The organism is Desulfoluna sp. CYM3A (assembly GCF_056829965.1).
Genome location: NZ_CP186556.1, coordinates 5,262,441 through 5,284,973, shown reverse-complemented (window position 1 = coordinate 5,284,973; position 22,533 = coordinate 5,262,441). Strand labels below are relative to the sequence as shown.

Here is a 22,533-nt window from a genome sequence, read left to right as displayed (position 1 = left end):
ATGTCTGTGGCCTCGTGTCGGTGCATGGGCGATGCGCTGAGAAATCATGACGCGCCAAGGCCGGCTCCCGAGGGGTTGTCAACCCGTTCGGTTTTCACTCAATCGTGCGGCCGAAAGGGCGGGGCCGGTGACGCTCCGGTGGCCCGGATTCCCTTGAAAACCGCCGGATACCGCTATACGAGGCCCTTGAATTATGGTAATAAGGCTTATACGTTAATACGTGATATGAGACAATATTTTTGTTCCAGCCCCTTTGCTCACCCCCGGACAGGGGGGAGCCCACGATAGATATGAGGTCCCTATGAAGGTAGACGGCAAAGAAATGCGCCCCATCTGGCTCAGCAGCGACAACCCTTTGGAAGTTCATGTGATTGATCAGCGGATGCTCCCCCACGAGCTGGTGATTGCTCCTTTAAAGGACGTGGACGACACCATCCATGCCATCCGGGAGATGTTTGTCCGGGGGGCTCCCCTCATCGGCGCCACCGGTGCCTGGGGTGTGTACCTCGCCTGCATCAACGCCCCGGGGGGAGAGGTCTCTGATGCCTGGGTGCAGGCCGAGGCCGACCGCCTCAAGGCCTCGCGCCCCACGGCGGTGAACCTGGCCTGGGCCGTGGATCGCATGACGGCGCGCATCGCTGCCGTGGAAGGCGAGGGCCAACGGGTGCGCACGGCCCGGGAAGAGGCTGCCGCCATCACCGACGAGGAGGCGGAGAACTGCCGCCTCATCGGAGAGCACGGCGTCTCCCTCATTGAGGCCATCAGCAAGAAAAAAAACGGGGAGACCGTCAACATCCTGACCCACTGCAACGCCGGGTGGCTGGCCTGTGTGGAGTACGGCACGGCAACCGCCCCCATCTACGAGGCATTCAACCGGGGGATCGATGTCCACGTCTGGGTGGACGAGACCCGGCCCCTGAACCAGGGAGCCCGGCTGACGGCCTGGGAGCTGGGCAAGCACGGGGTGAAGCATACCGTCATTGCCGACAATGCCGGCGGCCATCTCATGCAGCACGGCATGGTGGACCTGGTCATCACCGGCACCGACCGCACCACCTGGACCGGGGACGTGGCCAACAAAATCGGAACCTACCTAAAGGCCCTGGCCGCCAAAGACAACGACATCCCCTTCTGGGTGGCTCTTCCTTCCTCCACCTTTGACTGGGAGATGAACGACGGGGTTGGCGAGATTCCCATTGAGGTACGCAACCCCGATGAGATCCGCTACATCCAGGGAAAGGTGGACGGCAAGCTGGTACAGGTGCTGGTACCCCCCGCAGGGTCTGCCTGCGAAAACCACGCCTTTGACGTCACCCCGGCCCGCCTGGTGACGGGGTTCATCACCGAACGGGGCCTGTGCGAGGCCAGTGGGGAAGGGGTCCTGGGCCTTTTTCCCGAGAAGGGAAAGGAGGCGTCATGTCGCTAAGTGATCAGGAAAAACAGGTGATCTCAGCCATTCAGGGGGACATCCCCGTGTGCGAAAACCCCTACCGGGAGCTGGCCGCTGGGCTTAACATGAGTGAAGAGGCCTTCCTTGAGGTCCTGCAGGGGCTGAACGACAAGGGGCTCATCCGCCGTTTCGGGGCCACCCTGCGCCACCAGAAGTCGGGGTTCACCGCCAACGCCATGGTGGCCTGGCAGGTGGAGGAGGACCGGGTGGAAGAGGTGGGGTCCACCATGGCCACCTACAAAGAGGTGTCCCACTGCTACCGGCGAAACCCGGCCGAGGCGTGGCCCTACAACCTCTACACCATGATCCACGCCACCAGCAAAGAGGCCTGCCTCGACACGGCGCGCCGGATCTCGGAGCAGGCCGGGGTGGCTGTCTACCGGGTGCTCTTCAGCAAGCGGGAGCTCAAGAAGATCTCCATGACCTACTTTTCCCAGCCCGGGGCGTCGGCAGGAGCCTGATGCCTGGCTGACCCCGTAAGAATGGTCGTTTTGGCTTGTTTAAGGTGTTTGGACGTATTACCTTGTCACCTGGTCGAGCCGACCCCCTCCTTAAATGTTTTGTGAGCCCTTTGGATACCCAATCTCCTGACGGCGTTCCGGTGAGCCGGGGCGCCCCTGTGATGAGAAAAGGCTTGATGACCATGCATGTGGAACATGTCGCCCTTACCGATACGGGATGCAGGCGATCCCGGAATGAAGACGCCTTTTTCGGCTGCGATGCGCTGAAGCTCTATGTGGTCTCCGACGGCATGGGGGGGCACAGGGCCGGGGACGTGGCAAGCCGCCTGGTGGTGGAGGGCATGCAGGAATACATCCGGCGGGAGGCGCCCCGGAAAGGAGGGGCGCTGGCCCCTGCAGACTCCGGGCTCTCCTGTCAGGCCGCATGCCTCGTGGACGCCATCGGTTATGCCAACCGGAAGGTGTGGGACGAGGCCCGTCGCCGGAGCGAATGCGAGGGCATGGGGGCCACGGTATCGGCGGTGTGGATCTGCGGAGATACTTTTGTGGCGGCCAACGTGGGAGACAGCCCTGTCTACTGCGTCCACGGCCAGGCCATCGAGATGGTGTCCGTGCCCCACACCCTCCCCAAGGAGGGCGACCACGTGTTGACCCGCGCCGTGGGAGTGGACCGGGAGGTGCAGGCCGACGTGTGCGAGAGCCAGTGCTATGGCGGGGATCGCTTTGTCATCTGCTCCGACGGGTTGAGCAACCTGGTTTCCGAGGAGGAGATTCTGTTGACGGTGTGTCAGCAGTCCGCAGAAGAGGCCTCCCGGTCCCTGGTGGAGCTTGCCAAGGCCCGGGGCGGGGACGACAACATCACCGTGATGGTGGTGACGGTGGGTGCGAAAGGGGCCGTTTCAGGATGGCTGCGCCGGGTGTTCGGGCCCTTTTTGCCAGGTATGAAAACGAGCGCACGGCGCCATGGGGCATGATGAAAGGATAATTCGATGCCGGTAGTTCAGTTGCAGTACAAAGATCGGGTGATCAGTCGACACAGGGTGGAGCCGGGGGGAAGCCTGACCATCGGCCGGCACCCGGAAAGCGATGTGGTGATCGACAACGCCGCGGTGTCGGGAAAGCATGCCAAGATCGACGGCCTGGAAGGCGGCTATTTCATCACCGACCTCAAGAGCACCAACGGCACCTTTTTAAACAGCATCATGATCACGACCAGCCAGCTCCGGCACGGCGACAGCATCGTCATCGGGCGGCACCGGTTGATTTTCGGGTACGCCAAAGGAGAGGCCCGGCCGGAAAAGGAGCGGGCGCCCCTGGACAAGACCGTGGTGATGGACGCTGGCAGGCATCGCACCTCGGTTCCCTCGGCAGACGTCAACGCCTACCTCTCCGTTCTCAAGGGTGGAAGCGGCGAGATCCCCCTGACCAAAAAAGTGACCAAGGTGGGCAAGGACCCGGTGTGCGATATCGTGGTCTCGGGCTTTGGCGTGGGCAAGGTCTCCTTTACCATCAGCAAGATGCCCAAGGGGTTCCAGGTGAATTACATCAGCGGCTTCAAGCGTCCCAAAGTCAACGGCGAGCCCTTGAAGACCTCGTTGAAGCTCCGGGAGTTCGACACCGTGGACATTGGTGCCATGCGCATCCAGTTTGTCTACCGGGAGTCCCTTTTTATGTAGCGTTTGAAACCCTGTGGCGAATGCATTGGCGTCATGTGTGACATGTGGCAACCGATTTTGCAGGAGAGACCTGCATTTAAAATTCTTGTAACTATTCAGCTCCAAAAAACAGCCTCCGGCGGCAAGGTGTGCCACCTTGAAAGCAGGTAGCGGAAGTCATTTGCCCCTCGTTCCTCGGGGCAAATCACTTCCGCATTTAAAACGGCATTCATGCAACTATTTTTTTTATGACCTGTTTGTTAAACTTTTTAAAAGTTTAGCCCCCGGCAGGGCCGCCGGAGGCTTTTTTCAACAAAGAGTGAGGTGGACGTGGCCACACTGCTTGTCGTCGACAACTACGACTCCTTTACCTACAACCTGGTCCAGATGTTCAAGGGCATCCCCGGGCTCACCACCAAGGTGTTCCGAAGCGACGCCATCTCCCTGCGCCAGGCCGAAGTCCTTTCCCCCGATTACATTCTCATCAGCCCGGGGCCCAAATCACCGGCCCACGCCGGGATCTCCATTCCCATGATCCGTGCCTTTTACAGGCGGGTACCCATCCTGGGGGTCTGCCTCGGCATGCAGTCCATCAACGAGGCCTTCGGAGGGAAAACCGTCCGTGCCCCGGTGCCGGTCCACGGCAAGCAGAGCCCTGTGGCCCATACGGGCTCGGGGGTCTTCAAGGACGTGCCCTCCCCGGTGCGGGTGGCAAGGTACCACTCCCTCATGGTGGAGATGGCCGACGAGGCCCCCCTGGAGATCACGGCCCACTCCGAAGACGGGGTGATCATGGGCCTTGCCCACCGCGATCACCCCTTGTGGGGGGTGCAGTTTCACCCGGAGAGCTTCATGACCGATCACGGCCGGACCATGGTCGCCAACTTTCTCAATCTCGGCCCCTTGAAGGGGCATGCATAGCCGTTAAAATTCATGGCGCCGGTTTCAGCCCGGCGGAAGCAGGGAGGCCCACGGTGTTGGACAGGCTTTTCAATTCATGGCCCCACGGCCTGGTGATCACGCGCAGAGCGCTGACGTTGACAGAACCCTTTGAGATCCTTGCCTCCCGGTTTGCACGGGACGAGGGCACCGTGGTGCTGCTCAGCGGGGGAGAACTCGACTCCGCCCGATATCATATGCTGGCCACCATGCCCTTTCTGACCCTTTCCGGGTACGGTGAGGAGATGACCCTTGCCGTAAAAGGGCGCACCGAGCGCTTCACCGCCGACCCCTTTGACGCGGTGCGGGCCCTGTCCCGGCGGTTTCCCCTGGACGGAGAGAACGATTGGGGGCCGGTGGCCTCCGGTCTTTTCGGGTACCTTGCCTACGACCTCAAAGATGCCGTGGAAAAACTGCCCCGCACCACCCTGGACCGCCGAAGGCTGCCCCAGCTCTGGTTTGCCGCCCCACAGGCCCTGGTGGAAACTGCGTCACGGCGAGGTCTCTCTCTGGGTGACGGCGGCAAGCCGGGAAGAGGCGGGCCGCACCGAAGAGGCCTTCCTGGAGCGGCTCAAAGGCCCTGCCCCTGCCCCGGGGCGCTTCGGGGGTATCGGTGGGTTCACATCCAATTTCGACATGCCCGGCTACATGGCCGCCATCGAGCGGATCAAGGAGTACATCCGTGCCGGGGACATCTATCAGGTCAACATGTCCCAGCGGTTTGAAGGGGGCTTTACCGGAGATCCCTACGCCCTGTTCACGGAGCTCTTTGCCGCCAACCCCGCGCCCTTTTTCGCCTATGTCCAGGCAGGCTCCCACCAGATTGTCTCCACCTCCCCGGAGCGGTTCCTCAAGCTGGAGGGACAGGCCGTGGAGTCCCGGCCCATCAAGGGCACCCGTCCCCGGGGCAAGACCCCGGAGGAGGATGCGGCCCTTCAGCGGGAGCTGGAGACCAGCCCCAAGGATGACGCCGAACTCTCCATGATCGTGGATTTGATGCGCAACGACATCGGCAAGGTGTGCCGGGCGGGGAGTGTTTCCGTGGTCCGGCACAAGAAGGTGGAGGCCTACAAAAACGTCTTTCACCTTGTCTCCACTGTGGAGGGAGAGCTTGATCGCGGCGCCGATGCCGTGGATCTGCTCCGGGCCACCTTTCCCGGGGGGTCTATTACGGGCTGCCCCAAGATCCGCTCCATGGAGATAATCGACGAGCTGGAGAGCGATTGCCGCCATGTCTACACCGGGTCCATGGGGTACCTGAGCTTCCACGGCACCATGGACCTGTCCATCGCCATCCGCACCGCGACCCTCTGCGAAGGGCGGGTGAACTTTTCCGTGGGGGGCGGGGTGGTCTACGACTCCGACCCCGAGGCGGAGTTCCATGAGACCCTCCACAAAGGAGAGACCCTCATGAACGCCTTTACCGGGCATCGCAAGGGAAAGGCCCGGGAGACGATGGTGTGGCTGGACGGTCGCCTGACGTCGGCAACAGGGGCGGGGTTTCCCGTCATGAGCCGTGCCGTGCAGTACGGGGCCGGGGTGTTTGAGACCCTGCGTGTGGAAAAGGGCAGGGTTCCTTTTCTCAGCCACCACCTGTCACGCCTTCACAAAAGCTGGGCCGGGCTTTTCGGGGGAGACCTGCCCGAGTTGACCTGGGAGGCCATTATCCTGGAGGTTGTGGAGGCCAACGGACTTGCCGGAAAGACCGCGGCGGTCAAGATCATGCTGGGGCAGGGGGAGGATCAGAGCCAGGCCTTCGGCGGTCACGTGGCCGTCACGGCCCGTCCGTATACCCACCGCCTGGAGGTGGTGCAGAAGCCGGGGCTCAGCGTGGTCTCCTTTCCTTCGCATCGGATGACCTCCCTGGCCGATCACAAGAGCCTGAACTACCTTCTGAGTCTCAAGGCCCTGACCTATGCCGAGGGCATGGGGGCTGATGAAGCCCTGTTGATGAACGGAGACAACTCAGTGTCGGAGCTGGCCACGGCCAACCTGCTTGCCCTGTCCGGGAGCCGGGTGATCCTTCCTGCCTCGCCCCATGTGCTTCCCGGGGTGCCCAGCTCCAGGGATCCTGATCCCGCAGCAGCAGCAGCAGCAGAGACAGAGGAGCTGCTTGCGGTCGATCTGGTTGCCATGGACGGGGTGGTGGCCACCAACGCCCTCATGGGGGCGGTGCCGATTCTTGAGGTGGATGGGCAGGCTGTGAAAGGGGCGGTGACAGGGCTATGCGCGGATATGAATGCGGAGCTGGGGATTCGGTGAGGTGGCTGACCAAACAAAAAAGCAGGCCTTTCGGCCTGCTTGGTTTGCTTGGCGGGGTGCCTCGGGTAACCGGGCATGGTCCGGGCGGCTAATCGTCGATGCTGGCGGCCCGAAGCATCTTGCAGAGGAGGGCGGAGAGTCGGTTGACGTGCTTTTCGATCTCTTCACGGGTTCTGCCGGGGTAGTTCCTGAAGGTCATCAGGATGCCGTTGAGGGAGGCGTAGAAGGCGTGGGCGTGGATGCGGTCGGCACAGGCAATGCCGTTGCGCTGGAGCACCTTCTCAAATTTGTTCAGCATGGCGCGCTGGACGCCGTTGTATTTGCGGAGCAGGTCCGGGGTCATGGACCCCTTGATCATGAGGTAGCTCATCATCTGGAAGGTGGGCTCTCGGTCGATCAGGTACCTGATCAGCGATTCCGAGAACTCTTCCAGGGTGAGTTCCTCGTTTGATTCCAGCAGATTCCCGAGCCACTTTTCCATCTCCCGGAGGTCCTTGATGAAGGCCTCCACAAAGAGATCTTCCCTGCTGGGGAAATACCGGTACATCGATGCGGGGGAGACGCCGACAGCGGCTGCAATGTCCCTGACGCCGATCTCATCGAAGGGTTTCTTGCCGAAAAGTTCCAGGGTGGCTTCAATGAGAATCTCTCGTCGAGCCTCCCGCTCTCCTTCTTTCAGCTTGAGAAACTTTGATTTATTGTCCATCATGTCCAAGAATCCTGATTGTTGCGTTTAAACTTCCCTTACCCGCATGCAAGCGGTCACTTCCATCGTGCGCAAAAATATCCATAGAGGAAGGTACAGCTCCGAATTGTGACGGATTGATCCAGCTTGTGTGGAAGGGGCTTTGATAAAACCTCTAATGACAGATATCGCTGTTTGGAAGGATTCGAGCTGAGCTGAGCTGTGTAATGGCTTCCAGAAATGAAAACGATATACCGTAAAGTTAACACCAGTATACCAGACGGAATGTGACTTATCAAGGAGAATTGACAGGGTTGCCTTGCCATGGGACGCGGGCAAATGTATGATGCGTTTTTTGGCTGTTTCCCCTGCCCTGGGCTGGGGTTATGCTTCGAAGACAAGGCCGCGGACAGACGGTTGAACAACGGATACGATGGGCTCCTTTGCCGGAGCCATCGGTACGTCACGCACACACCGGCGAGATGCCGGAACCATAAAGCCCGAAAGGGCCCGGGAGAGACAAAAAAGTGAAAGAACTACAGGGGTTTCAGAGAAAATATTTGCGGGGCCTGGCCCACGGTATCAAGCCGGTGGTCTTTGTGGGACAAAAAGGGGTGACCGATGCTGTGATCCTCTCCATGGAAGAGGCCTTGAACGCCCATGAGCTGATCAAGGTCAAGTTCATCGATTTCAAGGAGAAGGAGTCCAAAGAGACACTCTCCGAAGAGCTGAAGGAGCGCACGGGCAGCTGCCTGGCCGGAATGATCGGTCACATGTCGATCTTTTACCGCCCCCACAAGGACCCGAAAAAGAGGCATATCGTGGTACCCAAAACACGGAAGGATATTCCGGCATAGCCGCATACCGGCGGATTTCCGACGAATCAGGCTTGATAATTGATCAAAAAAAGGCGAGGGCCCCGAAAAGGGCACCCGCCTTTTTTTATTTGGGCGGACGGAACGACTCAACGCCTGAAAAGCTGCCTCCGGCGGCAAGGTGTGCCACCTTGAAGGCAGGTTACGAACGATATTACGCTGCGTTGGTGCAGGCTTCGTCAAAGCGGGCCTTGAGGTAGGCCAGCTTGTCCGCGTCGAACTCGTCCATGTCAAAGCAGTAGCCGTCGCTTCCCTTGAGGCCGTCGGGGATGAGGTCCCCCTCTTCGTCCGGGTCGGTGATCATGTCCCCGTAAAAGCAGACGGAGAGCCAGCGCTCGGCCGGGTCGTCGTCAATGACATCCACCATGACGAAGAGGTCGCGGTCGGTCTGGGCCGCGTGGCGTGCCCTGAGGGAGTAGCTGACGCCGGGGCGGCTGTGGAAATCCAGGGTGACGCCCTCTTTGGTGTTCAGATAGTCTTTGAGGCTGAGGAAGGCTTCTTTCATGCGTGTATCCGTCTCGGTCCAGCTTTCGGCGAAGGCGTTTACGGCATCGAGAATGGTCGAATCGGTCATGGTCGGGCTCCTTGGTGATGGGGTCTGGGAAAAAGAAAGAGAGGAAGACGGCCCGGGCTGGCCGTGGGTCTCGCTGCTTTTTGCCCTGGCCCGTAAGTAATCGGCGCTGTGGGTGCAGGGCCGTGGGTTTTTATAAGGTACTTTGCATGTAAATGGGGAGTATAAAAGATGGCTCGCCGCGGTGTCAAGGCAGGTGTTTATTGGCCGTTGATGTCTCGGGATTTCCGGTGTATAGGGGTAACCGACATAAAAGAAACGGCAATACGGCAAGGATGTTCTACCGGGAGGGAAACCATGGGGTGCGGGGTGTTGGAAGAGGCCGGTTACACGGAGAACCTTTACCGGGGCGTTCTACGCGGCGACCTTCGCCCGGCACGAAATCTGGCACGGGCAGCGGGCGGATGTGGGGGCTCTGGTCCGCATGGCCGCAAAGGCTCCGGCCGTGGTGGAGGCGCTGAAGGCACGGCTTGCCGACGGCGATGTCTCTCCCCGTCCCTTTACTTCGGTGAAAACCCCGTCCGGCACAGGATGCCTCATCGACACCTTGGACCAGGTCCTCTGGGTGGCCTTGGTCCAGGCCATGGGCCCCCGGGTGGAAGCCCTTATGCCCCGGTGGAGCTACGGGAGCCGACTGCACCGGTCCGAGTGGATCCATCGCAGCGGGGGCATGGCCCGGTTCCGGAAGGGTGGGTAGTATCGACGCAGACGGCTCTTTTGTACCGCCACCCCACACGGGTCTGGCCGGCCTACCGCCGCCATATCCTCCAGGCGACTCGGGCCATGACCGGCCTCCAGAGCGAGCTGGATATCCCCGGCTTTTTCCGGGGGGACGAAGGGCGGATCCTGCTGGATGAATCAACCCCCTACCTTACCGGGGCCCCGGGCGAGGGACCGGTGAGGCGGCTTCACTGGGCCAGCTTTGCCCTGGACACCGGGGCTGCAGATCCTGTGGCCGCAGCGCTCAGAGGGTTTGCCTCGGTCTCTTCCCACATTGGGGAGGAGACGGTTGAGCTCCTGCAGCGCATGCTCTCCTTTGGGGGCCACGGGGTGCCGGAGGAGCTTTCTGTCTCCGGGTTTCTCCACAATGTCCGCATGCTCCCCGCGGACCGCAGCGCAGAGGCCGCTCTGGAGGCCGAGGGCATGAAGGGGGCTGTGGCCCACTTTCGCCATGACCTGGAGCACGTGATCATTGCGCGGGATGCCCGGCGCCTGACTCGGTGGATCGACCTTTATGAGAGCCTGCTGGCAAAAGAGGGGCTCGGGATCATCCGCCGCGATACCCTCTTGCCCCCCGGCCTGGGCGCCAAGGGGGCGGACTCCGACCACGGGGTGCGGCTGGACGCCATCAACCCCCTGCCTGAAGTGACCCGTCCCGTGGAGGCCATGGCCTCTATCCACACCACCGACTACACCCTCCTTGACCGCGCGGGGAAACGGGACTACATCGCCCGCCTTGAGACCTTGCTTCTCGACCCCTTTGCCGGGACAGGGCTCTCCGAGCGCCTGCGCATCGATTTTGCCTCGGCCCTTCTTTCGCGACGGGCTGCCCATGCCTCGGAGCCCGACCACTCGGTGGTCTGCTCCCTGGAGCGGGTCGGCGGCGAGGTCTCCGAGGCAGAGGCGGGGCATCGCCTTTACCGTCAGCGCGCGGCATCGGTTCGCCAGAGGCGGCGGAGCCTTCTGGTCCTGCTGGAGGCAGCAGAGCGCAATCCCCGGGTGCCGGCCCTTTGGAGCCGGGCCCTGGGCCATATGCGCCGAAGCGGATTCACCTCCCTGGCTCCCCTCCTGGATCGCCTTCCCCTGGACCGGGACCACGCCCCGTATCTCACCGCATTGGTCCTGGGGCGGATGGCCCGTGAAGTGGGGATCTGCATGGAGACGATTCTGGATGCCCGGCGCCTGGAGAGCTACAGGGCCGATGCCCGGGGCTTTTTGGAGGCCGTGGCCCGGGAAGGGCTCACCTTTGGGGCAGCGGGTCCTGCCTGGGTGGACTCGGCGCGAAAGGCGTTGGGGGAGGCCCTGTGCGCCGCAGGGGAACTCCTTGTGGAAGCTGGGCTGGCTCCGCTCCGGGCCAAAGGGCTGCCCGCAGACCCGGACCCTGAAGGTGTCGCCGCTTTTCGGCATTTCATGGCCAGGCATCGTTCCCGGGGGCCGGTGCCTTTCGGTTTGGGTCACAAGGTCCCCTCCCCTGCACCGGGGGAGGTCTCCCTGATGCAGTGGGTCGGGGGGCTGACCCCGGATTCGGCTGAGGGGTTCGACCCCCGGGCCTCGGAGTGGACCGCCCTGTTTGTGGTGCGGGAAGCGTGCCGTGGGCTTATGGCACAGGGGCCGCGCTTTCTCCGGCCTAACGAGGTCTTTGTTCCGCTGTCCTGGGCAGGGCACGGGAGCGAGGGAGCCTCCTGGGATGCCTGGCGCCACCAGGTGACCGAGGAGTTGCCCCGCGTCCTTCCCGACACCCAAGGCGAACCGTGGGGGCCGCCGGTGGAGGCCCTGGGAGACAAGGCCCGGGACTGGGAAGCCACACGGGGCCTGGCGCTTCTGCTTTTGGGCATCCTTCGGCGACGCTTTGACCTGCCGGTGGGGCTGGCCCATGCCTTCGGCCATCTGACGGATGAGCCCGTTCACGGCCTTGTGGAGTCCCTTTCCATCTCATCTGAAACAAGGCGGCTCCTGCTGGGGGTGCTGGAGCCCAGGCAGCTGGAGACCCTGATCCTAAGGCGGCAGGGGGCCGATCCCCAAGGGGACGACGCAAGGCTTGATCCGCCCGTGTGCGGAGCGCTGCCCGAGTTCATGGAATTGCTGGAACGTGCCATGCAGGCCCTGGAAGGCCATCAGGCCGGAGGCCGCACCCGCCACGCCCGGCAGCTGATACCCGTCTCCATGGTCCACCACGCCACCGCGGCCCGGGATTTTGCCCGGGGCGAGTATCGGCCCATGATGCGGGTGGGCTTTATCCAGACCACCACCGATGCCCGGGCTGCCTGGCGCAACGGTCCCCGCATGAGCCGGGCCGAGGGAGATCGCGCCTGGCACCAGATCCGGGAGGGGTTCCGGATTCTCACCCAGGCGGGGCCTGCGCCGTCATTTATCATCATGCCGGAGCTGGCCCTTCCCGTGCACCGGCTGGAGAGCCTCAAACGCCTCTCCGTCCGAAGCGGGGTGGCCGTGGTCACCGGCGTGGATTACCTGGTGGACCCCGCGGCCCGGCAGGTGCGCAACCGGGCCGTGGTTACGGTTCCCAGGCACTGGCTGAACCCCCGAAGGGCCGGGCGGTGCAGCACCTTCTGGTTCGGCAAGAGCTTTATGGCCCCTCCGGAGGCCAGCGGCATCCAAAAAAGCGGGAACACCTTTGTGCCCGATCCGGCGGTGTGGATCATCGATGCCGGTGCCTACGGGCGCATTGGGGTGTGCATCTGCTACGACTTTATGGACGTGGAACGCTACGCCATCTACCGGGGACGGATCCACCACCTCTTTGTTCTGGCCTACAACCGGGACATCGACTCCTTTTATCATCTGGCCGATGCCCTCTCCAAAACCCTCTTCTGCAACGTGGTGATCTGCAACACCGGTTTCTACGGCGGGAGCCTGGCGGTCTCCCCCTACTACGAACCCTGGCGGCGGACCCTTTATCGCCAGGAAGGCGCCAACCTCTTTTCCGTGCAGTCCGTGGGCCTGCCCGTGGCCGATCTGGCCCACGCCCAGGGCGGCGGGGTGGGAGACCCCCGGCTCTTCAAGAGCCTTCCGCCGGCCTATCAGGTCCCGGGCTCGGCAATGCACCGTCCCTTCGAGCCCTAAGCCGGCCCCGAAGTGGCCCTTGGGGTGTTTGTTGGGAGGTTTCAGAGAATTGACCAACGGCGAGGCCGTCGGGGCGCATGCTTTTTTATGCGTGGCGTGTTACAAAACAGGGGCGTCCCGGAAGGGTTTTGCGGCGTTTTTTAAGTGGCCCGCCGGAGGCTTTTATTGCAACGATGACCAAAGAGGGCTGCCTTGAGCTGAATGGTTACATGGATATGAAATGGAACAACGCGGATGACACCGGAACGTTTTGAAAAGTTAAAGGCCATCCTCACGAGCCGTCAGATGGATCTGACCGTGGTGATGGAGAATGTGCACAAACCCCATAACCTGGCGGCCGTGGCACGGAGCTGCGACGCGGTGGGGGTGTTCGAGACCCATGCCATCAGCGAGATGCAGGATGTGGTGCTGCGGCCCAGGGCGGCCAGCGGGAGCCGGAAGTGGGTGGGCGTCAGGCGCCACGGCAGCGTGGATGAGGCCTACGGCCATTTAAGGAGCAAGGGGTTTCGCATTCTCTGTGCCCATTTTGACGAGGAGGCCGTGGATTTTCGCTCCGTGGATTTTACCCAGCCCACGGCCCTTGTGGTGGGGGCGGAGCTGGAAGGCATCACCGACGAAGCCGTGGAAAAGGCCGACGGGTCCATCATCGTGCCCATGCTGGGCATGGTGCAGTCCCTCAATGTCTCCGTGGCAACGGCCCTGATTCTGTATGAAGCCCAGAGGCAGCGCCAGGAAAAAGGAATGTACGACGAGCGTTCCATGGACGACGAGACCTACCGGACCCTGTTGTTCGAGTGGGGCTACCCCCGGCTGGTTCCTTATTATAAAAAGCAGGGCAAACCCTACCCCGCCATGGACGATGAGGGGTACCTGGTCCTGGAAGAGCCCAGGGGAAAAGGACTGCCCCTTCCCTGAGGCTGGAGCTGCCATGGCCCATGAATCGATGTGTCGCCTGTTTGTGGGAATTCCCCTGACCACCGGGGTGCGCAGGCACCTGGTGGCTGCCCGGAAGGACCTGGTCAGTGCTGTTTCCGGAAATGCGGTGCGGTGGGTGGCTGAAGCCAACCTTCACCTGACCCTGAAATTTCTGGGGGAGCTGCCCCCGGGGCGCCTGGTAGAGCTCTCCCGGGGACTTGCCGACGCCCTGGCCGGTTGGCCGGCTCTGGCGGCCCGTGTGGACGGGGTGCTCCTGCTGCCCGGAACCCGTCGGCCCCGTGTGGTGGCCGCAGGGGTGGCGGGCGGAGAGCCTTTGCTGCAGCTGGCTGAATGCGTGGAGGAGTGGGCCCTCGGGGAGGGCGTGCCCCGGGAGAAACGAGGTTTTACGCCCCATGTGACCCTGGGCCGCGTGCGAAATCCGGGCGTCTCCTTGCCCGGGCTTGCCCGTGGGCGTATCATGCCCCTTGCGTGGGAGATGGACCGGGTCTGCCTGTATGAGAGCCGACTCACGCCCACAGGGGCCGTCTACCGCGTGCGCCACACCGTGATCCTGGAGATGCCCCGATAACAACGAGACCCTTGATGGAAAGGAGAGACCCATGACCTCAGAGGAAAAATCATGGCTGCTGGAGAGGCGGGCCCACCGCTGCGTAGAGAATCTTGTCAAGCACCGGTTTGACGCCCATTTTCTGGAGAGCGGGGCGGAGGTGACCCAACACGTGAAGCCCCTGCTGGAGGCTGCCGCCACCGTAGGGTTCGGCGGTTCGGATACTGTCCGGTCCCTGGGGCTGCACACCCTGGCTGCAGAGATGGGCAAGACCCTCTTTGATCACCACAGGCCCGACCTCTCCTATGACGAGACCCTGGCCATGCGAAAGGGCCAGCAGGGTTGTGACCTGTTTTTTACCAGTGCCAACGCCCTGAGCGAGACCGGGGAGATCATCAATGTGGACGGCATCGGCAACCGCACCAGCGCCATGGCCTTCGGCCCCTCCCGCGTGGTGGTGGTGGCCGGTACCAACAAGATTGCCTCGGATCTTCACGGGGCCCTGCGCCGCATCCGGGAGGTGGCTGGTCCCATGCGGGCCAAGAGCCTCGGGGTGGAAACCCCTTGCGCCGTCACCGGCGTCTGCTCCGACTGCAACGCCCCCATGCGCATCTGCAACATCACCACCATCCTTCACCGCAAACCCATGCTCACCGACGTCACCGTCCTCATTGTGGGCGAAGAGCTGGGGTATTAATAGGCCTCCGGCGGGTCGCTTTTTGAAAAAAGCTCCGCAAAAACTTCCCGGTAACATCATTTTTCGCACCGGTAACCACGGCTTGTCGTATCGCTCGTAAAAACCACCAGCATATGTTTCGGGCGAAGCCCGAGCCGAAGGCCGTTGCGATTTGGCCCGAGGAACGAGGGACAAAAACGCAACGGCAATCAGCTTTCGAGGTGGCTCACCTCGCCGCCGGAGGCATTCTTTTTTTCAGTAGCTTTGACCATAGAAGGCAGGTTTTTTTAAAGCTCGGGCGCGCCCTTGGGGACGAGGCAGACGAAGGTCAGGGGAGAGGTGCCGGTGTTTCGGATCTGGTGGGGTACGCCGCCGGGTACAAAGGCCACGGATCCTTTTTTTACGGGAGTCCAGGTGCCATTGGCCAGGACCTCCCCGCAGCCTTCGTGGAAGAAGATTTCGTGTTCCCAGTCGTGGGTATGGCTGGGGGTGTGGCCCTCCGGGGCCAGCTCAAACAGGCGCATGCAGAAGTTTTCGGCCCCTGTTTCCCGGCCGATGAGGATGCGGCCGGTGACCCCTTTGGCCGGGCCGTTGTCAAAGGTTTTTGCCTCTTTGTCCTGCGCGTTGAATACCTGGGTTTCCATTGGCGTCTCCATAAATAATGAGGGTGCGTTGCTTTGGGGGACCGGGCAGCCGGTACCGGAATGCTTTTTATATCACAGGTTGGGGGACACAGGGAAAGGGGCCTTGGGAGCATGGCAAGGTCGCGGAGGGCAAAAGGCGCAGGACCAAAACAAAAAAAGCCCCCGTATCCTTGCGGATCCGGGGGCTGTATCGTCATGTTGGAGCGGGAAACGAGATTTGAACTCGCGACGTCAACCTTGGCAAGGTTGCACTCTACCACTGAGTTATTCCCGCTCAGCACGGGAGACTTTATACCCCCATCCCTTCCGCGGAGTCAACCCCAAAATCCAAAAAAAATGGATTTGGCCTTCATTGGCCCAAAGGCGGGCTCTCTGGCGCCTCCGACCGAAGGACTATGGAGCAGGGGCGTCGCCCATCCGCTTTTTCCCTTCCCGGAGGGTGGGCGTCCCCGGAGAAGGGCGTTGCGGAACAGGTGTGTTCCCTGATGGGTGACGCAAGGCGTGTGGGTGCGGGGTACCAATCGCCGGAAGCCTCCGGCGTTAGGGGCCGAAAGGCCTTGAGGTCGTAAATTTCTTTGTGTGGTAACCGGGCGCAATCATGCAATTTTTAATTGGGAGGTCACTTTTTTGCGGAAAAAGCGCAGCTTTTGGTTGACACCATGGGCAAATTTCTTTAAACCTTCTCTCGTTTGGTGAGCCCAGGTAGCTCAGTCGGTAGAGCAGGGGACTGAAAATCCCCGTGTCGGTGGTTCGATTCCGCCCCTGGGCACCACCTGACAACCTTTTTAGGTTGCGGGGGTGTAGTTCAGTTTGGTTAGAACGCCAGCCTGTCACGCTGGAGGCCGCGAGTTCGAGTCTCGTCACTCCCGCCACAAACCTGAAAGAGAAAAGAAATCTTTGCGTCCCCATCGTCTAGCCTGGTCCAGGACACCGGCCTTTCACGCCGGCGACAGGGGTTCAAATCCCCTTGGGGACGCCACATTTCTCTTCTTTTTCGGTTTTTTTTTGCGTAAAAATCCTGAAAAAGGTTTCACTTCACCCATATGATGTGCCGGCTTCGCCCCATTTGGGCGGTGCCATCATGGCCGTCGTATTCATATATAGTATGCTCTGCTTTTGTATTGCATATCCGGTTTCACAGGCCGGGGTCCGCGTCTTCCAAACGCCATAACTCTCTCCTGAACCAAAGCACGCAAGGGTTTCGTCGCCCACGCGTGTGGCACTGTTTTGTCTGGGCGCGGGCCCGCCTGTGAATTCTCCGGAAACCTCTCTTATCCCCACACACGTTTTCCCCTTTAGATCCATCTCTCATCACGTCTGTGCGTAACGATTCCGTTGCCTCGAGCGGGGCTTTTTTTGATAAAATCTTCTACAAAAACGTTCCGTAACGACAAAACCGTCGGCTTGTCGATCTCTTACGGCCTGAACGAGGCCCTCGCACGATCTGTTTATCGAATTTTTCGAAAGCCAAGCCCCCGGCAGGGTTGCCGGAGGCTATTTTGAGCTGAGAGATTACGCCCTGGTTTGAAAAAATTCGGTCATGGCCCGGTACAGGTAAAAGGCGTCCTCGCACCCGGCGGTTTCCCGGATGGAGTGCATGGCCAGCATGGGCACCCCGACATCCAGGGTGGGAATGCCGGTGGCAGCGGCTGTCAGGGGGCCGATGGTGGTGCCGCAGGGCATGTCGTTTCGCATGGCAAAGGCCTGGACCGGGACCCCGGTGCGCCGGCAGATCTCTTTGAAGTACGCTGCGGTGGTGCTTGACGTGGCGTAGCGCTGGCTGGCGTTGTACTTGATCACCGGGCCCCGGTTGAGGCGGGGGCTGTGATCGGGGTCGTATTTTTGCGGGTGCGCCGGGTGGACGGCATGGGCGTTGTCCGAAGAGACCATCAGGGAGCGCGCCGATGCCATGGCCCGCTCTTCCGGGTCCGGGATCAGCCGTTCCAAGACCTGCACCAGAAAGTTTCCGCCCGCCCCGGCCGGGGTGTGGCTTCCCACCTCTTCATGATCATTGAACACCACCAGGCTGGGCGCTTCATCCGTGGCCCCCACCATGGCGTGGGCCAGGGTGAAGCAGGAGAGCAGGTTGTCGATGCGGGCTCCGGTGATGAACTCCCGGTCCCAACCCAGGAAAGCCGGGGGCTGGGCATCGTAGAGGGAGAGCTCGTATTCCAGAATGGAGCCGCTGTCCACGACGATCTCCATGGTGGCCAGCTCCTTTTGCAGCAGAGCGCGGAGATCTCTCGGGAGTTCACCCGGAAGGGCCGTGAGGGGAGGCAGCTCGGTTGGTCACCTGTCGTTGTTGGCGTTTCGGTCCAGGTGGATGGCCAGGTTGGGAATGACGGCCACCGGGCGTTTCAGGTGGATGTGTTGTTGCGCCACGGGGATTTTTGTCGCCGTCCCGGGTGGTGCTTACCCGCCCGGCCAGGGAGAGGTCCCGGTCGAACCAGGTGGTGAGCAGGGGGCTTCCGTACACCTCCACCCCCAGGCGGTTGCCGCCGTTGTTTTGCATGTCGGGAGAGGGCTTTACCTTCAGGCAGGGGCTGTCCGTATGGGCACCGGCCATGGAGATGCCTGTGTCGCAGAATGGGCTGCGGCCCGTGGTGAAGGCGATGAGGGAGGAGTCGTTCCGGGTGACCACGTAGCGCTTTCCGGGGCGCAGGTCCCATCGGTCTGTTTCGTGGAGCCGCTCAAAGCCGTTTTGTTCAAAGAGGCTCACCAGAAGGGCCACGGCATGGTAGGGAGTGGGAGACGCGCCGATAAAAGAGAGGAGTTCGTCGTTAAACTGAAGCTTGTTCATGTCGGGGTCCTTTTTTGCCCGTGGGCGAATGGTGGTTGATCCAAAAGTGTACCACCGCCTGGGCTGCGCTGTCGAGCCCCTCAGGCCACGGTGCGCTCCCGGACGGTTCGCTCGGCAGGGACCTCGATGCGCAGGCGCGTGCCCGCGCCCAGGGACGAGGTCAGCTTCATGGTGCCCTTGAGGAGGCTCACGCGCTCTTCCATGCTTCGGACACCCATGCGCTTTTCATTGACTGCTTCGGTGAGGCGTTCGTTGACCACAAATCCCCGGCCGTTGTCCTCCACGTTTAAGATAAGGTGGGGGTGGGAGGCGGTGAGACGGATGGTCACCCGGGTAGCGTCCGCATGCTTGCGCACGTTGGAGAGGGCTTCCTGCACCAGGCGGTAGAGGTTGATCTGGGTGTCGTAGGAGAGCTTGAGTTCCTGGACCCCTGCGGTGAACAGGTCGATGGGCAGGTTGAAGTGGGTGGTCTGCTCTTCGCAGTAGCGCCGGATGGCCGTGATGAGACCCAGCTGCTCCAGCTCCGGGGGTTGCAGGTTGTAGGCCAGGCCCCGGATGCTGTCGATGGAGCCCCGAAGCAGCCGAGACAGGGCCCGGGTTTTTTCCAGGAGGACGGGGTTGGTCTCGGAGAGTCCGTCCAGGAGGGTGTCCCAGCCGATTTTCAAGGTGGCCAGGTTCTGGGCCACGTTGTCGTGGAGGTCTCGCGCAATGCGCTGGCGCTCGTTTTCCTGGGCCTTGATCAGCTCCTGGGAGAGGGTTCGGATCTGGCGCTCCGCCGCCTTGAGGTCGGTGATGTTGGTGATCACCACAAAGCTGCCCCGGTTGGTGCCCTCCTTGTCCACAAGGGGCTCCGGCGAGATCTGGATGTGAAGGGTCTTTCCTGAGGCCGTGGTGAGCCGGGCCTCGTAGGAGGTGCGTTCCCCCCGGGCCTGGGTGGTGAGCTTCTCTTTGGAAAGGGAAGGGGGCTCCGGGGACATGACAAAGGAGCCCAGTTTGCCGGTGAGGGTCTCCCGGCTGTAGCCTGTCATGGCGCAGAGGCAGTCGTTGATGTAGGTGAAGCGCCCTTGGGTATCGAAAATGGCCAGGCCTTCGTTCATGTTCTCCACCAGGAGCCGGTAGTGGGTTTCGGCCTTGGCCAGGGCCGCTTCGGTGGCGATGCGTTCGTTGATCTCCCCTTTGAGGCGGATGTTGATGTGCTCCAGCTCCTCGGTGCGCTCCGTGACCCGCTCTTCCAGGCGCCTTCGTGATTCTTCCAGCAGCGCCTCCCCCTCTTTTCTCTGGGTGATGTCCCGGGCGATGATGAGGATCATCTCCCGGTTGTCCACGTGGAGCATGGAGGCATGGAGCTCCAGGTGGATGTCTCTGAAGCCCTTGAGGGAGACCTTTTCCAGTTCGCAGGGCCCGGAGCGGCCGCAGATGAGGGTTTCGCGAAGCATGCGCTCCACCTGGAAGAGGTTGTCGCCTTTAAGGACTTTGAATTCATGGGGCCGCTTGTGCTTGACACCCTTGGACGTCCTGCCCATGAGCTCCAGGGCGGCGCGGTTGACGCGGTTCACCTTGCCGGTGGGGTCGGTGAGGATGTAGGCGTCCGGGGCGTATTTGAAGGTGTTTTTGAACTCCCGCTCCGATCGGGAGAGTCGCCGCATGATCTTTTCCCGCTCGCGGATTTCCCGCCTGAGTTCCTCGTTGGACCGGGTGACCTCCTGGAAGAGGAGGTAGTCCCGGATAAAGGTGGTGGCCACGGTGCGCGAGATTACCCCACCCAGCAGGAAGAGGCCGATGAGGTGCATGTTTTCAAGGAGAAAGGGGCTCAGGGAGCCCTGGGTGACCCGGACCGAGGCCAACAGGCAGGTGAAGGTCCAGGCAAAGGAGAGGATCAAGGGCCCGGGGGGGAGGATCAGGGCGGTGCAGAGGCCGAAAATGGTCAGGTAAAACCGGGTGATCCCACCCACCGAGGCGTACTCCACACCCGCCACCACCGAGAGGGTTCCGCCCAGGCTGAAGACGGTCATTCCCAGCAAAAAGGGGGCGTGCCATCCTTTTTTACGGTGGTCGATGCGCCGATGGATCAGTAGCAGGGTCAGGGCGGTGGCGATGATCACCGCGCCCATGGACAGGAAGAGGCCGTGGTGGTCGGGGGGGCCGAGCCTGCGGGCCATGATGGCCCGGAACGACGAGAGGCCTGTGGTGGCCACGATGACCGCGGCAAACACGAGGTTGAGCCGCTTGGCGTTGGTGAGCCGTACGTGGGTGTTAAAGTCGGCCAGCATGGCCTCGGGAATCGGGGCCCAGTGGCGCTGAAGCCCTGCCAGGGTTGCGGAAAGGGGCTTCATGCCTTACTCCATGGGTTTGAAGAGGCGGGGCTGGCCGTAGATGCGGGACTTTTCCACATAGATCTCGGCCGAGGCGCGGATCACGTCCAGCACCTCCTCGGAGAGGGTTTTCTTGACGGTGCCCGGCATCCCCGCCACCAGGGAAAAGGGGGGGATCACCGCCTGCTCCAGGACAACGGAGCCGGCGATCAGGGCTTCACCGGAGCCTGTACCCACGCGGGCCCCGTTCATCACCACGGCGCCCATGCCGATGAGGCAGTGCGATTCAATGGTGCACCCGTGGAGAATGGCCCGGTGGCCCACGGTCACCCCTTCCCCCACGGCAAGGGGGCGGCCCGGGTCCACGTGGAGCATGCACAGGTCCTGGATGTTTGTGCGGGCGCCGATGGTGACGGTATCGCCGTCGCCCCGGATGACGGTGTTGAACCAGACCGAGACCTCTTCGGCGAGGGTGACGCGTCCGGCCACCACCGAACCTGCCAGGTGAACCGCGGAGGGGTGGCAGCAGGGGCTGTGCTCTTTCAGGCTGTAGAGGGGCATGGGGCTCTCCTTGCCGGAGGCGGCGGGTGATCCCGCCGGGTTTTGCGGGCCGCGGCCTCGGGTGTTGACGCCGGCCCGGGGTGATGAGAAGGTGAGCCGAAGCGGTAACATTGTGTGTCAATGGCGCGTGCTCGGGGAACAGGCAGGCATATCGTAACTGCCTGTTCGTTAAGGCATAAGTCATAATGCATTTTATCTTGTTTTACAACCGTATTGGAGGATTATGGGACGGTCTGCAGCCGGTGAGTCAAAAGAGGAAAAAAAGGCCTGGGTGGAACTGCCCGAGTTGTATTGCGGCGTGCTTGTGAAACGTTACAAGCGGTTTCTCGTGGATGTGCGCATGGAGGACGGCACCCTGGTAACGGCCCATTGCAACAACACAGGGTCCATGAAGGGGTGTTCGAAGCCCGGATCCCGGGTCTGGCTCAGCCACCACGACAATCCACGGAGGAAACATGCGTACTCCTGGGAGCTGGTGGAGGCCGGGGACTGCCTGGTGGGCATCAACACCCTGCTTCCCAACCTGCTGGTCGCCCGCGCCATTGAGGCCGGGGCCGTGCCGGCCCTGGCCGGCTACGACAGCCTGCGCAGGGAGGTGACCGTGGCCAAGGGGACGCGTCTCGACATGGTCCTCTACAAGGAGGGGCATCTCCCCTGCAACGTGGAGGTGAAAAACTGCACCCTGGTACGGGACGGGGTGGCCGCCTTTCCCGATGCGGTGACGGAGCGGGGCAAAAAACACCTGCTCACCCTGGCTGAGCTCAAGGCCAGGGGGGAGCGCAGCGTGATCTTTTTTTTCATTCAGCGGCCCGACGCCCGGAGCTTTACCCCGGCCGACGACATCGATCCCGCTTACGGCAGGGCCTTGCGGGAGGTGGCATCCAAAGGGGTGGAGATCGAGGCGTGGCGAGCCCGTGTGACGGAAGAGCGCGTCTCTTTGGAGTGCCGTCTTCCGGTGAGTCTTTAACCGCCGGGGGCTTTTTCCCTTGACAGGCCCCATGAGAAGCAAATACTTTGTACACAAACCATGTGAGGGCGCCTTCTGCTTTCGAAAAGTCGCGGTTGATTGTTTGATGTTCCTGTAACGGGTGGAATCAACCGGGTTTTTTGGGTGTGGTGCAGGGTGGGGCCTCTCCGGCCGGCCGCTGGCGCCTACAGTTGTATAACTCGAATAATGGACGGCCGCATCTGCACCGGGCACCGTACCGAGGTGGGGCCCGATGCTCCATGAACCGACAAGACCTGTTTGGCCCGAAGGGTGAGAAAATCGAAAAGAAAACCGTGAATTATATTGTGTGGTTTTTACGTGCCTCAGCTTTTCTCGATAACCACCTATCATAATGCTTTATTGCTTCGGC

The 22,533-nt window shown here is 61.7% G+C and carries 21 protein-coding genes and 4 tRNA genes; 17 read left to right on the top strand and 8 right to left on the bottom strand.

The window, feature by feature from the left end:
* Positions 1-301: 301 nt before the first annotated feature.
* The 7 genes from mtnA (at position 302) to pabB (ending at position 6,767) form a co-directional block, all read left to right on the top strand.
* The gene (mtnA, locus tag ACOYW1_RS26715) at positions 302-1,426 is read left to right on the top strand and encodes an S-methyl-5-thioribose-1-phosphate isomerase (RefSeq protein WP_482420380.1); all 1,125 of its coding nucleotides are present in this window, start codon (positions 302-304) and stop codon (positions 1,424-1,426) included.
* Entirely contained in the window at positions 1,417-1,911 is a 495-nt protein-coding gene (gene ahbB / locus ACOYW1_RS26710) for a siroheme decarboxylase subunit beta (protein WP_482418468.1), read from the top strand. The genes mtnA and ahbB overlap by 10 nt, the downstream gene beginning before the upstream one ends.
* A gap of 176 nt (positions 1,912-2,087) precedes the next feature.
* Positions 2,088-2,885, top strand: coding sequence for a protein phosphatase 2C domain-containing protein (locus ACOYW1_RS26705; RefSeq protein WP_482423833.1), 798 nt, complete (start codon positions 2,088-2,090; stop codon positions 2,883-2,885).
* 15 nt (positions 2,886-2,900) lie between these two features.
* Positions 2,901-3,587 (top strand): FHA domain-containing protein, encoded by a 687-nt coding sequence (locus tag ACOYW1_RS26700; RefSeq protein WP_180137976.1) that lies wholly within the window; start codon positions 2,901-2,903, stop codon positions 3,585-3,587.
* 309 nt (positions 3,588-3,896) lie between these two features.
* On the top strand, positions 3,897-4,487 hold the full coding sequence (locus tag ACOYW1_RS26695) for an anthranilate synthase component II (protein WP_482420379.1): 591 nt from the start codon (positions 3,897-3,899) through the stop codon (positions 4,485-4,487).
* A gap of 53 nt (positions 4,488-4,540) precedes the next feature.
* Positions 4,541-5,230, top strand: a complete 690-nt coding sequence (locus tag ACOYW1_RS26690) for a hypothetical protein (RefSeq protein ID WP_482420378.1) — start codon at positions 4,541-4,543, stop codon at positions 5,228-5,230.
* Entirely contained in the window at positions 5,142-6,767 is a 1,626-nt protein-coding gene (gene pabB, locus ACOYW1_RS26685) for an aminodeoxychorismate synthase component I (protein WP_482423832.1), read from the top strand. Before ACOYW1_RS26690 ends, pabB begins: the two co-directional genes overlap by 89 nt.
* A gap of 88 nt (positions 6,768-6,855) precedes the next feature.
* On the opposite strand, the gene ACOYW1_RS26680 is transcribed toward pabB, so the two are convergent.
* Entirely contained in the window at positions 6,856-7,476 is a 621-nt protein-coding gene (locus ACOYW1_RS26680; protein ID WP_482418465.1) for a TetR/AcrR family transcriptional regulator, read from the bottom strand.
* Between the two features lie 503 nt (positions 7,477-7,979).
* Here ACOYW1_RS26680 and yhbY point away from each other — a divergent pair.
* Positions 7,980-8,309, top strand: coding sequence for a ribosome assembly RNA-binding protein YhbY (gene yhbY, locus ACOYW1_RS26675; RefSeq protein ID WP_482420377.1), 330 nt, complete (start codon positions 7,980-7,982; stop codon positions 8,307-8,309).
* Between the two features lie 172 nt (positions 8,310-8,481).
* On the opposite strand, the gene ACOYW1_RS26670 is transcribed toward yhbY, so the two are convergent.
* On the bottom strand, positions 8,482-8,901 hold the full coding sequence (locus ACOYW1_RS26670; protein WP_482418463.1) for a hypothetical protein: 420 nt from the start codon (positions 8,899-8,901) through the stop codon (positions 8,482-8,484).
* 403 nt (positions 8,902-9,304) lie between these two features.
* Here ACOYW1_RS26670 and ACOYW1_RS26665 point away from each other — a divergent pair, with 403 nt between their 5' ends.
* The 5 genes from ACOYW1_RS26665 to ACOYW1_RS26645 all read left to right on the top strand — a co-directional run bounded on the left by ACOYW1_RS26665 (position 9,305) and on the right by ACOYW1_RS26645 (position 14,879).
* Positions 9,305-9,595: a hypothetical protein gene (locus tag ACOYW1_RS26665; protein ID WP_482420376.1), complete on the top strand. Its 291-nt coding sequence runs from the start codon at positions 9,305-9,307 to the stop codon at positions 9,593-9,595.
* 86 nt (positions 9,596-9,681) lie between these two features.
* Complete coding sequence (locus tag ACOYW1_RS26660) at positions 9,682-12,699, top strand: hypothetical protein (RefSeq protein ID WP_482420375.1); 3,018 nt, start codon at positions 9,682-9,684, stop codon at positions 12,697-12,699.
* 234 nt (positions 12,700-12,933) lie between these two features.
* Positions 12,934-13,614 carry a tRNA (guanosine(18)-2'-O)-methyltransferase TrmH gene (gene trmH, locus ACOYW1_RS26655; RefSeq protein ID WP_482420374.1) on the top strand — a complete coding sequence of 227 codons (681 nt, stop codon included), beginning with the start codon at positions 12,934-12,936 and terminating at the stop codon, positions 13,612-13,614.
* 13 nt (positions 13,615-13,627) lie between these two features.
* Positions 13,628-14,203 (top strand): RNA 2',3'-cyclic phosphodiesterase, encoded by a 576-nt coding sequence (gene thpR / locus ACOYW1_RS26650; protein ID WP_482420373.1) that lies wholly within the window; start codon positions 13,628-13,630, stop codon positions 14,201-14,203.
* Positions 14,204-14,234: 31 nt separating this feature from the next.
* Entirely contained in the window at positions 14,235-14,879 is a 645-nt protein-coding gene (locus ACOYW1_RS26645) for a lactate utilization protein (protein WP_482420372.1), read from the top strand.
* 266 nt (positions 14,880-15,145) lie between these two features.
* On the opposite strand, the gene ACOYW1_RS26640 is transcribed toward ACOYW1_RS26645, so the two are convergent.
* On the bottom strand, positions 15,146-15,502 hold the full coding sequence (locus ACOYW1_RS26640; RefSeq protein ID WP_482418458.1) for a cupin domain-containing protein: 357 nt from the start codon (positions 15,500-15,502) through the stop codon (positions 15,146-15,148).
* A 199-nt stretch (positions 15,503-15,701) separates the two neighbouring features.
* Positions 15,702-15,776 (bottom strand) — tRNA-Gly (locus ACOYW1_RS26635).
* 422 nt (positions 15,777-16,198) lie between these two features.
* Between ACOYW1_RS26635 and ACOYW1_RS26630 the strand changes: the two genes are divergently transcribed.
* The 3 genes from ACOYW1_RS26630 to ACOYW1_RS26620 all read left to right on the top strand — a co-directional run bounded on the left by ACOYW1_RS26630 (position 16,199) and on the right by ACOYW1_RS26620 (position 16,481).
* Positions 16,199-16,274 (top strand) — tRNA-Phe (locus ACOYW1_RS26630).
* Positions 16,275-16,296: 22 nt separating this feature from the next.
* Positions 16,297-16,374: transfer RNA gene (locus tag ACOYW1_RS26625), tRNA-Asp, on the top strand.
* Positions 16,375-16,403: 29 nt separating this feature from the next.
* Positions 16,404-16,481 (top strand) — tRNA-Glu (locus ACOYW1_RS26620).
* Between the two features lie 533 nt (positions 16,482-17,014).
* On the opposite strand, the gene ACOYW1_RS26615 is transcribed toward ACOYW1_RS26620, so the two are convergent.
* The 4 genes from ACOYW1_RS26615 to ACOYW1_RS26600 form a co-directional block, all read right to left on the bottom strand.
* The gene (locus ACOYW1_RS26615) at positions 17,015-17,707 is read right to left on the bottom strand and encodes a zinc-binding metallopeptidase family protein (protein ID WP_482420371.1); all 693 of its coding nucleotides are present in this window, start codon (positions 17,705-17,707) and stop codon (positions 17,015-17,017) included.
* Between the two features lie 46 nt (positions 17,708-17,753).
* Positions 17,754-18,302 carry a hypothetical protein gene (locus tag ACOYW1_RS26610; RefSeq protein ID WP_482420370.1) on the bottom strand — a complete coding sequence of 183 codons (549 nt, stop codon included), beginning with the start codon at positions 18,300-18,302 and terminating at the stop codon, positions 17,754-17,756.
* A gap of 80 nt (positions 18,303-18,382) precedes the next feature.
* Positions 18,383-20,635 (bottom strand): PAS domain-containing sensor histidine kinase, encoded by a 2,253-nt coding sequence (locus ACOYW1_RS26605; RefSeq protein WP_482420369.1) that lies wholly within the window; start codon positions 20,633-20,635, stop codon positions 18,383-18,385.
* Between the two features lie 3 nt (positions 20,636-20,638).
* Positions 20,639-21,175 (bottom strand): gamma carbonic anhydrase family protein, encoded by a 537-nt coding sequence (locus ACOYW1_RS26600; protein WP_482420368.1) that lies wholly within the window; start codon positions 21,173-21,175, stop codon positions 20,639-20,641.
* Positions 21,176-21,398: 223 nt separating this feature from the next.
* Between ACOYW1_RS26600 and sfsA the strand changes: the two genes are divergently transcribed.
* Positions 21,399-22,142, top strand: coding sequence for a DNA/RNA nuclease SfsA (gene sfsA, locus ACOYW1_RS26595; RefSeq protein WP_482420367.1), 744 nt, complete (start codon positions 21,399-21,401; stop codon positions 22,140-22,142).
* The last annotated feature ends 391 nt before the right edge of the window (positions 22,143-22,533 follow it).

Coding starts and splice junctions, on each gene's coding strand:
- ACOYW1_RS26605 (WP_482420369.1), bottom strand. CDS start 20,635: ATGAAGCCCCTTTCCGCAACCCTGGCAGGGCTTCAGCGCCACTGGGCC.
- ACOYW1_RS26700 (WP_180137976.1), top strand. CDS start 2,901: ATGCCGGTAGTTCAGTTGCAGTACAAAGATCGGGTGATCAGTCGACAC.
- ACOYW1_RS26600 (WP_482420368.1), bottom strand. CDS start 21,175: ATGCCCCTCTACAGCCTGAAAGAGCACAGCCCCTGCTGCCACCCCTCC.
- ACOYW1_RS26660 (WP_482420375.1), top strand. CDS start 9,682: ATGACCGGCCTCCAGAGCGAGCTGGATATCCCCGGCTTTTTCCGGGGG.
- ACOYW1_RS26615 (WP_482420371.1), bottom strand. CDS start 17,707: ATGGAGATCGTCGTGGACAGCGGCTCCATTCTGGAATACGAGCTCTCC.
- thpR (WP_482420373.1), top strand. CDS start 13,628: ATGGCCCATGAATCGATGTGTCGCCTGTTTGTGGGAATTCCCCTGACC.
- ahbB (WP_482418468.1), top strand. CDS start 1,417: ATGTCGCTAAGTGATCAGGAAAAACAGGTGATCTCAGCCATTCAGGGG.
- trmH (WP_482420374.1), top strand. CDS start 12,934: ATGACACCGGAACGTTTTGAAAAGTTAAAGGCCATCCTCACGAGCCGT.
- ACOYW1_RS26640 (WP_482418458.1), bottom strand. CDS start 15,502: ATGGAAACCCAGGTATTCAACGCGCAGGACAAAGAGGCAAAAACCTTT.
- pabB (WP_482423832.1), top strand. CDS start 5,142: ATGCCCGGCTACATGGCCGCCATCGAGCGGATCAAGGAGTACATCCGT.
- ACOYW1_RS26645 (WP_482420372.1), top strand. CDS start 14,235: ATGACCTCAGAGGAAAAATCATGGCTGCTGGAGAGGCGGGCCCACCGC.
- mtnA (WP_482420380.1), top strand. CDS start 302: ATGAAGGTAGACGGCAAAGAAATGCGCCCCATCTGGCTCAGCAGCGAC.
- ACOYW1_RS26680 (WP_482418465.1), bottom strand. CDS start 7,476: ATGATGGACAATAAATCAAAGTTTCTCAAGCTGAAAGAAGGAGAGCGG.
- ACOYW1_RS26670 (WP_482418463.1), bottom strand. CDS start 8,901: ATGACCGATTCGACCATTCTCGATGCCGTAAACGCCTTCGCCGAAAGC.
- ACOYW1_RS26610 (WP_482420370.1), bottom strand. CDS start 18,302: ATGAACAAGCTTCAGTTTAACGACGAACTCCTCTCTTTTATCGGCGCG.
- sfsA (WP_482420367.1), top strand. CDS start 21,399: ATGGGACGGTCTGCAGCCGGTGAGTCAAAAGAGGAAAAAAAGGCCTGG.
- ACOYW1_RS26705 (WP_482423833.1), top strand. CDS start 2,088: ATGACCATGCATGTGGAACATGTCGCCCTTACCGATACGGGATGCAGG.